This window comes from Pseudomonas sp. AB6 (assembly GCF_034314105.1).
GTDB lineage: Bacteria > Pseudomonadota > Gammaproteobacteria > Pseudomonadales > Pseudomonadaceae > Aquipseudomonas.
In genome coordinates, this window is record NZ_JAVIWJ010000001.1 from 1,664,825 (window position 1) to 1,678,570 (window position 13,746).

Consider the following 13,746-nt stretch of genomic DNA (forward strand, 5'->3'; position numbering starts at 1 on the left):
ACACCTGAGCCAACAGGGGGAGCCTACAGAATTCGGAAAAAATCGTACGCTAAGGTTTTTCGATCAGTCGTAGGCCCGCCAGTTGATGTGTTCCGTTCCTCTATCGGTCTTCGCGGGTGTGCCACAGGCGCAGCAGGTAGATAGTGGAATCCGCGATCTCGTAACGCATCTCGTATTGGCCGATCTGAATTCGGCGTACGTCCCTTGGCTCGAATTCCTCCAGGCGTTCTCCAATGCGCGGATTGGTCAGCAGCGTGGTAGGTGCGGTGGTGAGTTCCTGCACTGCTCGTGCGGCAGCAGGTTGATTCACCGAGGCCAGAAACTCGTATAGCCGGGTAATGTCGGAAAGCGCCTTGCTTGTCCACTTCAATTCCATCAGCGCGGCACCGGCAACGGAGTGTCGGTGCTGAGACTGTCAGCCCAGGCCTGGACGGCTTGGTGGTCAATAACGCGTCCAGCGTCAACATCAGCCAAAGCCTCACGGGTCAGGCGACTACGCTCTTCTTCTTGGTCTATCCAAGCGGACAGAGCTTGCTTGACGATCCAGTTCTTGGAGCGCTCCAGACGCTCAGCCATCAAATCGACTTTTTCCGCCAGTTGCACCGGAACGTGAGCTGTGACGGATCGGGTTTTGGCGGTGGTTGCCATATGTGGTTAATCCTGATTTATTTCGATTCAACCTAAATCATAGTGAATAATCACGCGTCGTCAAGCTTGTTGTCAGGTTGGGCTATACCCTAACCTGATGTCAGATTGAGTTATGCAACCATGTCAGATTAGAGTGCTTTTTCAAAAAAATTGACACTTGAAGCCCTGAAACCCTGCTGGACAATGGTCTTCAAACGCACGCTGAAGAGAAAGAGGGCTTTTTATGGCATTGCCATCGATGGCTCTCAACGGTCACGGCCTCGCACTGCGTAGCCTAAAATCGGCGAATACCGCCTCCGGCCAGTAACCACCAATCTAGGGAGGAACCTTGCAGGGACAACGTATCGGCTATGTCCGGGTCAGCAGTTACGACCAAAACCCGGAACGCCAACTGGAACAAACCGAGGTGAACAAGCTGTTCACCGACAAAGCCTCTGGCAAGGATACCCAGCGTCCGCAACTGGAGGCCATGCTCGGCTTCGTTCGCGAGGGTGACACCGTTGTGGTTCACAGCATGGATCGCTTGGCGCGCAACCTAGATGACCTTCGGCGCTTGGTACAAAAAGCTGACCAAGCGCGGTGTGCGTATCGAGTTTCTTAAGGAGAGCCTGACGTTTACCGGCGAGGACTCACCCATGGCCAACCTGATGTTATCGGTCATGGGAGCCTTCGCCGAGTTCGAGCGAGCGCTAATTCGCGAGCGACAGCGCGAGGGAATCGCCCTGGCCAAGCAACGTGGCGCTTACCGGGGCCGCAAGAAAGCTCTGTCTGACGAACAGACCGTCGCAGTCCGTCAACGGGTCGCTGCCGGCGAGCCGAAAGCCCAATTAGCCCGTGAGTTCGGTATAAGTAGGGAAACCCTCTACCAGTACCTACGCATGGATGACTGATACATGTCCCGTCGCTCGATACTCTCGGCCTCTGAGCGCGACACGCTGCTTGCGCTGCCGGAAAGCCAGGACGACCTGATCCGCTACTACACCTTCAAATGCGTCGTCGCGTGCATGCAGGTTTGAACAAGGAAGAGGCTCGCAATGCCTTGGCCAGGGCGGTGTTCTTCAACCGTTTCGGTGAAATCAGGGATCGGAGCTTCGAGCAGCAACGCTATCGGGCCAGCAGCCTGAACCTGGTGACCTCCGCCATTGTGCTATGGAACACGGTCTATCTGGAGCGGGCAACCCAAGGGCTGACTGACGCCGGAAAGCCGGTGAACACCGACCTGTTTCAATGCCTGTCGCCGTTGGGCTGGGAACACGTCAACCTGACCGGCGATTATGTCTGGCGGCAGAGCCGCAAGCACCCCAACAGGAAAGCGTGCCTAGCCTTGTCGGACAGGCGACGGAGCATCGCATCGATTCATGCAACGCCTGCAGCAGGATCGGGTGATGGCAGGGTCGTTAGAGGATGTGGGCATCGGCGAAGTCAAAATGGAATCTGGCGTGGAACAAGTTGATGCGGACAGTAACCAATCTCATTCGCGACGTCGACTCTCACTGCTCACTGCTCACTGCCGCGCTAAGATACCGACCAAGTGGCATAGTGGCAAAAGCAACGCAGTCAATCAGACGCAAATTCCAGACTGTCGGCCTGTGCTGACATCACGCCTTCGGAGATGCACATGATTATTGGTGAGAAGATCCTTCTAGAAGAATTTCTAGATGAAACAACCTCTACCTTCAGCTACTTGCTGGTTGATCGGTCAACACTACGCTGTGCGTTAGTCGACAGCGTTCTAGGTTACGACCCAAAGTCGGGTCACACAAATACCCAAGCGGCGGACCGCTTGATGGCGCGCGTGCTTGAACTGGGCGCTTCAGTGGAGTGGATACTGGAGACCCATGTGCATGCAGATCACCTTTCCGCAGCGACCTACTTGAAAGACAAGCTGGGCGGAAAAATCACCATTGGCAGTCACATCAAGCGGGTTCAGCAGGTATTTGGCGAGCTGTTCAATTCGGGTGAAGGCTTCAAACACGACGGCAGCCAATTTGACGTACTGCTCAATGACGACGACACCTTCACGATCGGAACGCTCGACGCGAGAGCGATGCATACACCAGGGCACACGCCTGCCTGCATGACCTACCTTGTTCAAAGCGAAGGCAGCTCGCTAGCCTTCGTCGGTGACACCTTATTCATGCCCGACTACGGCACCGCTCGCTGCGACTTCCCGGAGGGAGATGCTAGAACGTTGTTTCGCTCGATCAAAAAAATTCTCACATTACCCTCCGACACACGCATTTTAATGTGCCATGACTACTGCCCTAACGGCAGGCCCATCGCGTTCATGACCACTGTGGCAGATCAGCGCTCTAACAATATCCACGTCGGAGAAGGCATCGCTGAAGACGACTTCGTGAAGATGCGGGAGGCACGCGATGCCACGCTGGAGATGCCGGTTTTGATCCTGCCATCGGTGCAGGTCAACATGCGCAGCGGCCATCTGCCGGAACCAGAAGCAAACGGCATTCAGTACCTGAAAATCCCTATTAACGCCCTTGGAAAATCAGCAATTATCACCAGCGAGACAGCGACCAAATCACCTCCCCACGATACCTTTGTGCAGCACCAGATACTGATCATCGGCGCGGGCTCGGCGGGTATTGCGACGGCGTCGAGCTTGAAAGCCAGAGACCCGTCCGTCGACATCGCGATCATCGACCCTGCGGATCTGCACTACTACCAACCGGGTTGGACGATGGTCGGGGGCGGAATTTTTCATGTCAAATCCACCGTTCGCGCAATGGCCTCAGTGATACCTGACGACGTGCTGTGGATCAAAGCCGCCGTCGTCGCTTTTGAACCCAAGACCAATACCGTCGTGCTGGAAAACGGTCAGCTCATCGGCTATCAACAACTGATTGTCTGCCCTGGACTGAAGCTCGATTGGGCGGCCATACCGGGGTTAACTGAAACCTTGGGCGCCAACGGTGTAACGTCCAATTACCGCTACGATCTAGCGCCCTACACCTGGCAACTGGTAAAGGCACTGAAGCATGGCAGGGCACTGTTTACCCAGCCGCCAATGCCGATCAAGTGCGCAGGTGCGCCACAAAAAGCCTTGTACTTGTCGTGCGACTACTGGCGCAAAAACGGTCTTCAATCTCAGATCAACACTCACTTTTATTCAGCTGGCGCCACCCTCTTTGGTGTCGCTGACTATGTACCCGCACTGATGGTGTACATGCAGAAATACGCAGTCGAACTCAAATTCACGCACACGCTAGTGGCTGTCGACGGGCCAGGCAAGCTGGCGACATTCAAGCGCACTAGTCCCGATGGGAATACTGAGACGGTGGTTGAACCTTTCGACCTGCTGCATGTGGTCCCACCGCAAATTGCGCCAGACTTCATTCGCAACAGCCCGCTCGCCGATAAGGCCGGCTGGGTCGATGTAGACCCTGCTACCTTGACTCATCGCCAGTACGCCAATGTCCATGGGCTTGGCGATGTGACCAATACCAGTAACGCCAAAACCATGGCGGCCGCGCGCAAACAGGCGCCGGTCGTTGCACACAATGTGCTGGTGGCGTTAGGTCGCAGGCGTTCCTTGGCCATCTACGATGGTTACGGTTCATGCCCGCTGACCGTTGAGCGCGGCAAGATCGTGTTGGCGGAGTTTACCTACGGTGGCACCTTGGCCCCTACCTTTGCGCCATGGTTCATCAATGGTCTAAAACCTTCTCGTCTGGCCTGGTTTTTGAAAGAGCGACTGCTGCCGCCGTTATATTGGCATTGCATGCTCAAAGGCCATGAATGGCTGGCGGCGCCCTTTAAATCAGATACCGAGCACGAAAAATGATGGAGCATGATCTACTGGGCGCGGCGCTAGGTGCGGTCATTGGAGCTGTTCTGGCTCTGACCGGCGCTGGCGGGGGAATTCTTGCTGTTCCGGTTCTGGTATTTGGCCTCGGCCTGTCCATGGTGCAAGCTGCGCCGGTCGGGTTGTTAGCCGTTGGCTTGGCCGCGGCCTTGGGCGCAATCCTAGGCTTACGTCAGGGCATCGTCCGATACCGTGCAGCGGCTTTCATCTCCGGAATTGGCATCCTCGCGGCCCCGGTGGGCTTTTATATCGCCCACCGCGTATCTAATCAGCCGCTGGCGTTGGTGTTTTCTGCAGTGTTGCTCTACTCCAGTCTTCGAATGCTGCGAAAAGCCATTCGCGAAATTCGCCATGGTGCACCCGCGCCTCGAGCCGCGGCATTGCCGTGCGTGCTTAATCCGCTTCAAGGCAGACTGCGTTGGACCTTGCCCTGCGCACGCGCCTTGACGTTCACCGGCCTACTGTGTGGGCTGCTATCGGGACTGCTAGGGGTGGGTGGTGGATTTGTCATCATTCCGGCGCTAACGCGATATTCCAACCTTGAGATGAAAAGTATCGTAGCCACCTCGCTTGCCGTCATCGCACTAGTGTCGATAGGCAGCGTAACCACCGCCACACTGGCCGGGGTGATGTATTGGGAGGCAGGGATCCCCTTTGCCCTCGGTGCGATCGTGGGACTAATCGGCGGCAGACAAATCGCCCATCGTCTCGCTGGCCCTCGTCTGCAACAAGCCTTCGCCCTGGTGGGAGTAATAGCTTCGTTCCTGCTTGCGGCCAGCGCAGTGGGTGCGAAAATTTGAGCTGTGTTTTATCCCACACTAAATATTGCTACTTAGCTGACCACCGCAGACGAGTTCAGGCGCTTTTGAAAAAAGAAACGCTGGTGTCCGGGCGGAAAGTCTTCAACTTTAGCGAACTCGACGAACCCGTGTTTGCGGTAAAACTCGGGAGCTTGAAAGCTGAAGGTGTCCAGCCATATGCCTATGCAGTCTTGACTGCGCGCGTGGTCTTCGGCCATGTGCATCAGGCGCGACCCCATACCCTGCCCTCGACATTGCTCGGGCACAGCCAGCAACTCGACAAACAGCCAGCTGTATAAACTTCGTCCGTACAGGCCGCCAATGATTTCATCGCTCTGCTCGTCGCGAATCAGCAGTGCGAATCGCTCAGGCTTGGCATCGCCCGCTTGAGAAAAATTGTAAGCCCGCAACGGTTTTAGAATCGCCAAGTATTCAGTTTCACCTGGGCTTTGCGACACATCGATCCGAATACTCATCCGTAACTCCCTTGACCTGCCTATTTAAGCTCAGAACTTTACTTTGCGGCGCATGAAACCGTTGATAACAACCACTACGACTGCCACGGCTATGGCGATGTACTGAAAGGTTTTTTCCGTGATCGCACCGGTATTTTGCAGGTGTGACAAGCCCAGCATGATCGCCAGTACCACCAGGGCGATCACAATCGAATACGACAAGCGCTGTTTGTTGGTCATTACGGATTCCTGAATGTGCGTAGAAATCATCTGCAACTGCGCAAATGCTCGCCCATGGTACCGCTGATAGTCTGGTGTGGCACGATCGCTTTAATTTACTGCGCTTTGAGCTTTAAAAAGCCTGCCTCAGTGGCGATCTCGGAGTTTTCATCACGAGTGCCGGCGGCCGTACTCACTGCGGCATAGACCAATGCGACAGGAATTACTTCGTATACTTTTTGACCTGCGCGCCAGAGGGGGTTTCTGCTCACTCAGACGGCTGTAATTGCCTTTGTAAAAAGTCAGTTGGCTGACCCGTATCAGTGTGGTGCCGCAACAAAAAGGATAAACCTTCGTGCTCTAATGCCCCCCCGTTTTACGACAACATGCCTCAAAGGAGTCACCAATGCCCCACGAAGGTAACCTGCTGCAAGCCGCTGTTGTGTTTCTGCTTGCCGCAGTTGTGACCGTTCCCTTAGCTAAACGCCTGCAGTTAGGTGCAGTGCTGGGTTATTTGTTTGCCGGGGTAATCATCGGGCCTTCGGTATTGGGGCTTATCGATAATCCGCAAAGTGTCAGCGATATTTCCGAGTTGGGCGTTGTATTGCTGTTGTTTATCATCGGGCTTGAATTGTCGCCTCGGCGTTTGTGGGTGATGCGCAAGTCGGTGTTTGGCGTCGGGTTGGCACAAGTGCTAGTAACCGGCTTGGCGATCGGCAGCGTCGCGTTATTCGCTTTCGACCAGCCGTTCAATAGCGCGGTGGTGTTGGGACTTGGATTGGCGTTGTCGTCCACCGCGTTTGGACTGCAAAGCCTAGCCGAGCGCAAAGAGCTCAACAGCCCTCACGGACGCCTGGCCTTCGCCATTCTGCTGTTTCAGGACATCGCGGCTATTCCATTGATCGCAATGGTGCCGTTCCTCGCCGGAGTCAACGACCACGCTAGTCATGCTGACAATCTCACCCACGGTCTGCAGGTAGCAGGGAGTATTGTGATTCTGGTGATCGGCGGGCGTTATCTGTTGACGCCGGTATTTCGCATCGTGGCCAAAACCGGCTTGCAGGAAGTATCAACCGCTACCGCTTTGCTGGTGGTCATCGGTACTGCGTGGTTGATGAGTTTGGTGGGCGTTTCCATGGCCCTCGGGGCATTCCTCGCCGGATTACTGCTGGCTGATTCTGAATATCGCCACGAATTAGAGTCCCAGATTGAGCCGTTCAAGGGCTTATTGCTTGGACTGTTTTTCATCAGCGTCGGCATGGGCGCCAACATTGAGCTGTTGTTTAGAGTTCCCGGTGTGGTACTGGGTTTGATGCTGTTGTTGATGTTACTGAAGTTACCGCTGTTATTTTGTATCGGTCGATTGGCGGGTGACCTTAATCAGCAAAGTGCACTTCGCCTGGGTGTGGTGTTGGCAGCCGGCGGTGAGTTTGCTTTCGTAGTGTTTAAGATCGGCCGCGATCAAGGACTGTTCGAGCCTCGGTTGTACGACACTCTAGTATTGACCATTACCCTGTCCATGGCCCTGACGCCGATATTATTACTGCTGGTTTCACACCTGCTTAAACGAAAAGTCGTCGCGCAAGTCGTGCCGGAAAAATATCGCGATATCGAAAGCGATGCTCCCCGCGTGGTGATCGCGGGTATGGGCCGCATGGGGCAAATGATTGCCCGGATATTACGCGCTCAAAAAATATCTTTTGTCGCGCTGGACACCTCCGTGGAGTCCATCGAGTTCTCGCGAAGCTTTGGGCATATGCCGGTTTTTTATGGCGACCCGCTGCGCCCGGAGATCTTGCGCGCTGCCAAGGTCGATCAAGCGGAATTTTTTATCATCGCTACCGACGACCCTGACACAAATATCAAGACCGCCGAATTAGTACGCAAGTTATACCCAAAAATGAAAATCATCGCCAGAGCACGTAACCGCCAGCACGTGCATCGTTTGATGGATGTCGGTGCGCAGGCTGTGCGCGAAACCTTCTATTCCAGCCTGGAAATGAGCCGTCGCACGCTGGTCGGTTTAGGCCTTAGCCAGATTCAGGCCGACGCGCGAATAAACCGATTCAAACACCACGATGAACAAGTACTTAATGCGCAGCATCTGGTGTATGACGACGCTGCTAAAGTCATGCAAACCGCGCGTGAAGCCAGAGCTGAGTTGGCGAAACTCTTCGAAGCTGATCGGATGGATGAAGAATCGGTGAAGGACTAACCGGAGAGATGGCTTGCGCCAACCGTCTGCTGCATGTGCATCACCTTTTTAGCTAACGTGCTAGCGGAAGGTGTGTGGTGTCAGTCACGATACATCGCGAACAACTTCGCTCAGAAAGGATTGTGAATGGCACCAGTGTGTAGACGCTGTCAAAAGCTGCGATTGGCAGGAGCCAGCCGTGATGGTTAGTCAACGCCGGCTCAGGCAAAAACCTCACTTAACGGGATGAAATTCAACCAGTCACCTTCAGCAACGGTCGTGCCTTCTCGTACTTCGATTAGTCCATCAGCCCAAGCCGCGCTGCGCAAAACACCCGAACTTTGGTTGCGGTAATACACCGCTCGTCCGTGCTCCATTCGTCCGCGCAGGTATTCTCGTCGCTCACCGGGCTTGTTCCAAGTGAAGCCGGCAGGTACCAAAAATTGCAGCGGGGCCACATCCGTCACACCTTGGCGGCGCAGCAGATAAGGCCGGGCAAGGAGCGCAAAGGTCACCAATGTCGAAGCCGGATTGCCTGGTAGGCCGATTACCGGAATGCCTTGAAAATGGCCAAAGGTTAGGGGTTTACCCGGTTTTATCGCCAATTTCCACAATGACAACTCACCGTCTTCTCGCAAGGCGTGCCCGAGAAAGTCCGCTTCGCCCACCGACACGCCGCCAGTCGACAGGATCAAATCTACATGGCTGAGGCTTCCCAGTGCAGTTCGGGTTTTCTCGAGATCGTCTGGCAAGATCCCTGCGTCTACCACTTCACAACCCAGGCGCTGCAGCCAACTACACAGCAGCACCCGATTACTGTTGTAGATTTGCCCTGGTGCCAATGGAAGCCCAGGCTCGACAAGCTCGTCACCGGTAGATAACACCGCCACTCGCACACGACGGACAACGTTCAGATGCGCCAAGCCTAACGAGGCTGCAAGGCCCAATTCAATGGGCCCCATGCGCGTACCTGCCGTCAGCACTTGCTCGCCGACAGTCGTTTCCTGGCCTTGCGGTCGGATGTTTTGTTCAGCGCTCAGTGGCTGGATGAACCGCACCCGCTGATCAGCTAACACTTCGGCGTTTTCCTGCATCTCCACACAATTGGCACCCGCCGGAACCGGTGCGCCTGTGAATATGCGGGCGCAGGTGCCAGGGGATAACGGGCTTGGGGCTTGCCCGGCAAAGATCCGCTGGCTGACCGGCAATGGCTCACCTGTCCAATCAGACACCCTGAGTGCATAACCGTCCATGGCGCTGTTGGGCCATGGAGGTAAATCCAGAGTAGAAACCAATTCGTCAGCCAGCACCCGCCCCTGCGCATTGGCCAATGAAACTAGCTCACACTCAAGGATAGGCGTTGCGTCAGCCATCTCCAGCAAGCGCACAATGGCAACTTCGACTGGCATCAACGGCCGGACTTCAGTGCTTTTCATGTCGATTTACCCACGGGTTTCGCAGGGCTCAGCCTGCTTGAGATGGGTAACGAAATTACACGGGCGATGACGTGAATCCAATTGCTCGGCCAGGATACCGTCCCAGCCGGTGCGACACGCGTTGGTTGAACCCGGCAGGCAGCACACCAAAGTGCCATTGGCCAACCCGGCTAACGCACGGGATTGCACAGTTGAGCTACCAATATCGTCCCTGGATATCTGTCGAAACAACTCACCAAAGCCATTGACTTTTTTATCCAGCAAGCAACCCACCGCCTCCGGCGTGCTATCGCGCCCGGTAAAGCCGGTGCCACCCGTAATCAACACAACCTGAACGTCATCATCGGCAATCCAGGTCGCTACCTGAGCACGAATTTTGTACAGGTCGTCCTTGAGCAATATACGTTCGATCAAGCTGTGACCCGCTTCAGTCAGACGATCAACAAACACTTGACCTGACGTATCGGTTTCACGGGTACGGGTGTCACTGACCGTCAATACCGCGATATTCAAAGGAACAAAAGGTGTATCAGCCTTCGCTTTCATAGGCTCAATCCAGAGAGAGGGGAACAGCCAAGTGTTATATCACAGCGTTAAATTATCAGGCCCACCGGTTGTTATGCCGACGATTGAATACTCATTGCACCCTCCAGGGAACTTGCCGGTAATGTATACGTCTCAAGCTCGTAAGCTCGAACCCAAAAAGCATTCCCTCACGGAGACTTGTAATGACTCAACGGACCCTAACTGCCGCCTTCCTGCTCGCACTGAGCGTGGCCAGCCTGGCCGGCTGTGCTTCTCCTACGGTAATCACTCTAAATGACGGTCGCGAAATCCAGGCTGTTGATAAGCCAAAATTCGATGAAGACACCGGCTTCTATGAATTTAAGCAGCTAGATGGCAAAGAGACCCGGGTGAACAAAGACCAGGTTCGGACCGTTAAAGAGTTATAGGTTCAACAGTTCAATTTTTGACAGTATCGCTTGTGACTTGTGCTGCAAGTGAAACGACGCAACTGACCCGGAAGGTCAGTTAGGCGGGCCGGTATTTCGGGGTGTAGCGCAGCCCGGTAGCGCGTCTCGTTCGGGACGAGAAGGCCGCAGGTTCGAATCCTGTCTCCCCGACCATCTGAGCGTTCGGGTCTTTGGTACATCGCCCGAAACATTGAAAAACCCGCCATGTGCGGGTTTTTCTTTGCGTTAGTGCGACCTCAGTGCTCAAGCAAAAGCACTGACCTGCCCGGCTCGCTATGAACTAACAACGGCCGCTGAGGGTCCGACATGCCCATGTAGATTAAAAACGCCTCTGCCAATGGTCGTTTCAAACGGGTCATTGCAACACATCTGATTGCTCTAGCCATCCTTCGAAGCAGATAAACGTTTGTTGGGCTATCGCTACGGTTTGTGCAATGTCTTCAGGTTCTTGTATGCACGAAAGACAAGTTAAAAAACCTTGCCATAAATTTCTGGTCTCAGCGCCATAGACGTCCATGAATGCCCCACCCGTAGCGGATTCGACGCCAACCTTCGCTTTGATAATGCCCCGTAACACCTGACCACCCAACGTCGCACCCTCCACGACATACAGCGCACCTAGCGCTTGAGCCTGTGTTTCAACCCCCGGTAGAATTTTGCACAATGGCAGCGCGTCAATCTCCCCAAAGGTCAATCCAAGCGCGAGTAAATCCTGCTTTAAAATTGGAGTCTTAAGCCGTTGTGCCCAGCCCATACCCGGTATGGTCGACGCGGACGCGGCAAGCAGGGTTTCGAAGGGCAAATAGAACCCGTAGTAGGCCTGCATAATGCGCCGATACACGGCGATGTCAGTGGTGAAAAAAGGTAAACGTGCATCAAGGCGTCGATGCAGGTGAGAAGTAGCGGCACGCAGATCACTATGGACCGGCGGCACAGAAGGCTGCTGTTTTTTCATATGCCATCAAAGTAACAGCAACCCGATAACCAATGCACTTTCGTTCAACACAATTCACTAAATAGTGGCATCGCCACAGCGGAATGCAGCTTGTGCTCTCACCACTTCAGCTCAATACCGGTCTCGAAGAACCGAATGTCCCCGGATAATGGATCGATAAAGCGCAAGCCTTGGGCCAAGAGCTTCAAAGGTTGGTTGAAGTCATCCTCGACCGTTTTAACGACTTCTGGATAAAACGGGTCATTACAGATGGGTGCACCCAATGCGGCCATGTGCACGCGTAATTGATGCTTCTTGCCCGTCACCGGGTACAAGCCATAACGCCAAAATTCGCCATTGCGTTCACTGACCTCGATACGCGTTTCGGTATTACTCGTGCCCTCAGCTTCGCGCATTCGAAAAAATGGCTCTGCGGCTACCAAACGACTTGTATGCACCTGTGGAAATTCAACTTCAGGCAGCGCCCGCGCAATAGCTTCATAACGCTTATTGATTTGGCGGGTCGGAAACAACGACTGATACGCTGAGCGGCTGTTCTTGTTCGCCGAAAACAACACAAGACCCGCCGTGTGGCGGTCAATTCGATGAAGGGGAACCAGGTTGGGGTTATCCAATCGGCGAATCAACCGTCGCAGTAGCGTTTGCTCCACATACTCACCTGCAGGAGTCACCGGTAGAAAGTGCGGCTTGTCCGCCACCACCAAGTGCTCATCGGCATACAGGATATTCTCCAGCACCGGGATAGGTGTTTCGTTCAGGACTTCACGAAAATAGTGAATACGCAGGCCTTCTTTGTAGGATAGGGCCAAGCTGATAGGCAAGCCGTTGGCGTCCAGCACTCTGCCCCTGGCGATGCGATCCAGCCATTGCTCGTGACTGATTGCCGAAAAGTGCGCGCACAAACACTCCAGAACCGTGCCCCAAGGCCCCGCAGGCAAGTAAAGAGTACTGGCCTGAGCGTGAGCGGGGGAAAAATTTGACTCGGACATAAAATGGGCTCAGCAGCAGGCGGCCCTTAACTGGCCGGTTGCGCATTATCGCGCAACGGTTGACCTAAAATCTAATAGCCGCACCATCGCCAGGCTTTCAGCACCGGGCTAAAACGGGGCTTTGCGCTGCGGCGGCTTCGGTAAACTCTTTCAACCAACGCAACACATCCACCGCTTCCCAGCGCGCGGGGTCGTACAACGCATACAACAAGCCCTGATAACCGACCACATCCAGCTGACGGTGATACCCGGCACGCTGAAACAACGCTTCGATTTCTGCGAAACAGGTGTTGAAATGCACTTTGGTAAAGGGGGTTTTCCCTTCAGTAACCAAACCGTCCATGCGTAGCTCAAGCACAGCTTCGCTAACCACTTCGGTCGACATGCGATTCACGCTATTTTTCAATTGTTCAACATTGACCATGCTGTTGCTCTCTGTGTGTTCTTACATTCGTTCAATCGCGATTGGGCTGCGCTGTCAAGTGCCGAGCATAGCCGTTAGCAGTGCAGGACAGCTCGACAACGCGCGAATGCCGCACTCACGACGCGGGTGTCGGAATGGCGAACAGCATAGAAAAAATTCGCCAAACTGTATATACGTACAGCTAACGAATCAGAGATTGCAGACCAAGTGCTTGTGCAAGAATGTCGCAAAATAGCCGTTACAGTTGGCTATTCACTATCCCTACGAAGGTCTAACGAAGAAAAACCACAACCTGCTCGGCATCGAAAGGCCAATCGAGCTCGGCACCGGTATCGATACGCCTAAGCACCGGAATGCGCAGCCCGTAGTCTTCGAACAACGCTTCAGTTTCACCGATGTCGATCAGCTCGACCATCAAACCGTGCTCCACCAACGGCAGCAGTTCTGCTTCGGCGACTTCACACAAGTGACACCCGAGGGTGCCCAATAGCTGGCATTCAGGAGGCATGGATACACCTTTAAACAGAGATGTAGAAGGATTGTAGAGGCGCTATTTTAGGCCCGTGTTAATAAGTGAGTCGAGCTCAAATTCCCAATTCAATCCGGACTCGCCGACCCGATTTTGTGGGTCGACAGGTCGGCGCCGTAGTGCTCCTTTCCCCTGACCCAAGCGCAGCCCTGTCACCAGCTTGATCCCGCCATAAACGAGGAAGCCACCCAGTAAGGCCGCAAGCATGCCCGCGCACTGCCGATAATTCGTTCATAGGCTGATCCCGTCCATGGAGCGTAATGCAAAAAAATATTTTCTCGAAAAGCACCAAAACAGATC

At 54.4% G+C, this 13,746-nt stretch carries 15 protein-coding genes, 1 tRNA gene and 4 pseudogenes; 9 read left to right on the forward strand and 11 right to left on the reverse strand.

Going from position 1 to position 13,746, the window contains the following annotated elements:
- Window positions 1-100 precede the first annotated feature (100 nt).
- Window positions 101-376: a type II toxin-antitoxin system RelE/ParE family toxin gene (locus RGW60_RS07990; RefSeq protein ID WP_322203602.1), complete on the reverse strand. Its 276-nt coding sequence runs from the start codon at window positions 374-376 to the stop codon at window positions 101-103.
- Window positions 376-648, reverse strand: a complete 273-nt coding sequence (locus tag RGW60_RS07995; RefSeq protein WP_015060662.1) for a CopG family ribbon-helix-helix protein — start codon at window positions 646-648, stop codon at window positions 376-378. Before RGW60_RS07995 ends, RGW60_RS07990 begins: the two co-directional genes overlap by 1 nt.
- A gap of 328 nt (window positions 649-976) precedes the next feature.
- Here RGW60_RS07995 and RGW60_RS08000 point away from each other — a divergent pair.
- The 6 genes and pseudogenes from RGW60_RS08000 to RGW60_RS08025 all read left to right on the forward strand — a co-directional run bounded on the left by RGW60_RS08000 (window position 977) and on the right by RGW60_RS08025 (window position 5,271).
- Window positions 977-1,538, forward strand: a pseudogene (locus RGW60_RS08000) (recombinase family protein).
- 3 nt (window positions 1,539-1,541) lie between these two features.
- Window positions 1,542-1,664 (forward strand): hypothetical protein, encoded by a 123-nt coding sequence (locus RGW60_RS08005; RefSeq protein ID WP_322203616.1) that lies wholly within the window; start codon window positions 1,542-1,544, stop codon window positions 1,662-1,664.
- Window positions 1,637-1,945, forward strand: a pseudogene (locus RGW60_RS08010) (Tn3 family transposase); the annotation flags it as partial. The gene RGW60_RS08005 and the pseudogene RGW60_RS08010, both read left to right, overlap by 28 nt.
- Window positions 1,946-2,266: 321 nt before the next feature.
- Window positions 2,267-2,890, forward strand: a pseudogene (locus RGW60_RS08015) (MBL fold metallo-hydrolase); the annotation flags it as partial.
- A gap of 318 nt (window positions 2,891-3,208) precedes the next feature.
- Window positions 3,209-4,450: an FAD/NAD(P)-binding oxidoreductase gene (locus tag RGW60_RS08020; protein WP_322206869.1), complete on the forward strand. Its 1,242-nt coding sequence runs from the start codon at window positions 3,209-3,211 to the stop codon at window positions 4,448-4,450.
- Window positions 4,447-5,271: a sulfite exporter TauE/SafE family protein gene (locus RGW60_RS08025; protein WP_322203618.1), complete on the forward strand. Its 825-nt coding sequence runs from the start codon at window positions 4,447-4,449 to the stop codon at window positions 5,269-5,271. Before RGW60_RS08020 ends, RGW60_RS08025 begins: the two co-directional genes overlap by 4 nt.
- A 32-nt stretch (window positions 5,272-5,303) precedes the next feature.
- On the opposite strand, the gene RGW60_RS08030 is transcribed toward RGW60_RS08025, so the two are convergent.
- The 3 genes and pseudogenes from RGW60_RS08030 to RGW60_RS08040 form a co-directional block, all read right to left on the reverse strand.
- Entirely contained in the window at window positions 5,304-5,747 is a 444-nt protein-coding gene (locus RGW60_RS08030) for a GNAT family N-acetyltransferase (protein WP_322203620.1), read from the reverse strand.
- A 30-nt stretch (window positions 5,748-5,777) separates the two neighbouring features.
- Window positions 5,778-5,966, reverse strand: a complete 189-nt coding sequence (locus tag RGW60_RS08035) for a hypothetical protein (protein WP_322203622.1) — start codon at window positions 5,964-5,966, stop codon at window positions 5,778-5,780.
- 113 nt (window positions 5,967-6,079) lie between these two features.
- A pseudogene (locus RGW60_RS08040) lies at window positions 6,080-6,190 on the reverse strand (DUF3313 domain-containing protein); the annotation flags it as partial.
- A 161-nt stretch (window positions 6,191-6,351) separates the two neighbouring features.
- Between RGW60_RS08040 and RGW60_RS08045 the strand changes: the two are divergent.
- Window positions 6,352-8,160 (forward strand): monovalent cation:proton antiporter-2 (CPA2) family protein, encoded by a 1,809-nt coding sequence (locus RGW60_RS08045; protein ID WP_322203624.1) that lies wholly within the window; start codon window positions 6,352-6,354, stop codon window positions 8,158-8,160.
- 200 nt (window positions 8,161-8,360) lie between these two features.
- On the opposite strand, the gene glp is transcribed toward RGW60_RS08045, so the two are convergent.
- Complete coding sequence (gene glp, locus RGW60_RS08050) at window positions 8,361-9,575, reverse strand: gephyrin-like molybdotransferase Glp (RefSeq protein ID WP_322203626.1); 1,215 nt, start codon at window positions 9,573-9,575, stop codon at window positions 8,361-8,363.
- Window positions 9,576-9,581: 6 nt separating this feature from the next.
- Window positions 9,582-10,121, reverse strand: coding sequence for a molybdenum cofactor biosynthesis protein B (moaB, locus tag RGW60_RS08055; RefSeq protein WP_322203628.1), 540 nt, complete (start codon window positions 10,119-10,121; stop codon window positions 9,582-9,584).
- A gap of 182 nt (window positions 10,122-10,303) precedes the next feature.
- Between moaB and RGW60_RS08060 the strand changes: the two genes are divergently transcribed.
- Both RGW60_RS08060 and RGW60_RS08065 read left to right on the forward strand, forming a co-directional pair.
- Window positions 10,304-10,528, forward strand: coding sequence for a YgdI/YgdR family lipoprotein (locus RGW60_RS08060; protein WP_322203630.1), 225 nt, complete (start codon window positions 10,304-10,306; stop codon window positions 10,526-10,528).
- A 97-nt stretch (window positions 10,529-10,625) separates the two neighbouring features.
- Window positions 10,626-10,702, forward strand: a tRNA-Pro gene (locus RGW60_RS08065).
- A gap of 202 nt (window positions 10,703-10,904) precedes the next feature.
- On the opposite strand, the gene RGW60_RS08070 is transcribed toward RGW60_RS08065, so the two are convergent.
- The 4 genes from RGW60_RS08070 to RGW60_RS08085 all read right to left on the reverse strand — a co-directional run bounded on the left by RGW60_RS08070 (window position 10,905) and on the right by RGW60_RS08085 (window position 13,425).
- Window positions 10,905-11,504, reverse strand: a complete 600-nt coding sequence (locus RGW60_RS08070) for a biliverdin-producing heme oxygenase (protein WP_322203632.1) — start codon at window positions 11,502-11,504, stop codon at window positions 10,905-10,907.
- Between the two features lie 98 nt (window positions 11,505-11,602).
- Window positions 11,603-12,493, reverse strand: coding sequence for a pseudouridine synthase (locus tag RGW60_RS08075; RefSeq protein ID WP_322203634.1), 891 nt, complete (start codon window positions 12,491-12,493; stop codon window positions 11,603-11,605).
- Window positions 12,494-12,590: 97 nt separating this feature from the next.
- Window positions 12,591-12,917, reverse strand: a complete 327-nt coding sequence (locus tag RGW60_RS08080) for a transcriptional regulator (protein WP_322203636.1) — start codon at window positions 12,915-12,917, stop codon at window positions 12,591-12,593.
- A 271-nt stretch (window positions 12,918-13,188) separates the two neighbouring features.
- Window positions 13,189-13,425, reverse strand: coding sequence for a glutaredoxin family protein (locus tag RGW60_RS08085; protein WP_322203638.1), 237 nt, complete (start codon window positions 13,423-13,425; stop codon window positions 13,189-13,191).
- Between the last annotated feature and the right edge of the window lie 321 nt (window positions 13,426-13,746).

Coding starts and splice junctions, on each gene's coding strand:
- RGW60_RS07990 (WP_322203602.1), bottom strand. CDS start 376: ATGGAATTGAAGTGGACAAGCAAGGCGCTTTCCGACATTACCCGGCTA.
- RGW60_RS07995 (WP_015060662.1), bottom strand. CDS start 648: ATGGCAACCACCGCCAAAACCCGATCCGTCACAGCTCACGTTCCGGTG.
- RGW60_RS08005 (WP_322203616.1), top strand. CDS start 1,542: ATGTCCCGTCGCTCGATACTCTCGGCCTCTGAGCGCGACACGCTGCTT.
- RGW60_RS08025 (WP_322203618.1), top strand. CDS start 4,447: ATGATGGAGCATGATCTACTGGGCGCGGCGCTAGGTGCGGTCATTGGA.
- RGW60_RS08030 (WP_322203620.1), bottom strand. CDS start 5,747: ATGAGTATTCGGATCGATGTGTCGCAAAGCCCAGGTGAAACTGAATAC.
- RGW60_RS08035 (WP_322203622.1), bottom strand. CDS start 5,966: ATGACCAACAAACAGCGCTTGTCGTATTCGATTGTGATCGCCCTGGTG.
- RGW60_RS08045 (WP_322203624.1), top strand. CDS start 6,352: ATGCCCCACGAAGGTAACCTGCTGCAAGCCGCTGTTGTGTTTCTGCTT.
- glp (WP_322203626.1), bottom strand. CDS start 9,575: ATGAAAAGCACTGAAGTCCGGCCGTTGATGCCAGTCGAAGTTGCCATT.
- moaB (WP_322203628.1), bottom strand. CDS start 10,121: ATGAAAGCGAAGGCTGATACACCTTTTGTTCCTTTGAATATCGCGGTA.
- RGW60_RS08060 (WP_322203630.1), top strand. CDS start 10,304: ATGACTCAACGGACCCTAACTGCCGCCTTCCTGCTCGCACTGAGCGTG.
- RGW60_RS08070 (WP_322203632.1), bottom strand. CDS start 11,504: ATGAAAAAACAGCAGCCTTCTGTGCCGCCGGTCCATAGTGATCTGCGT.
- RGW60_RS08075 (WP_322203634.1), bottom strand. CDS start 12,493: ATGTCCGAGTCAAATTTTTCCCCCGCTCACGCTCAGGCCAGTACTCTT.
- RGW60_RS08080 (WP_322203636.1), bottom strand. CDS start 12,917: ATGGTCAATGTTGAACAATTGAAAAATAGCGTGAATCGCATGTCGACC.
- RGW60_RS08085 (WP_322203638.1), bottom strand. CDS start 13,425: ATGCCTCCTGAATGCCAGCTATTGGGCACCCTCGGGTGTCACTTGTGT.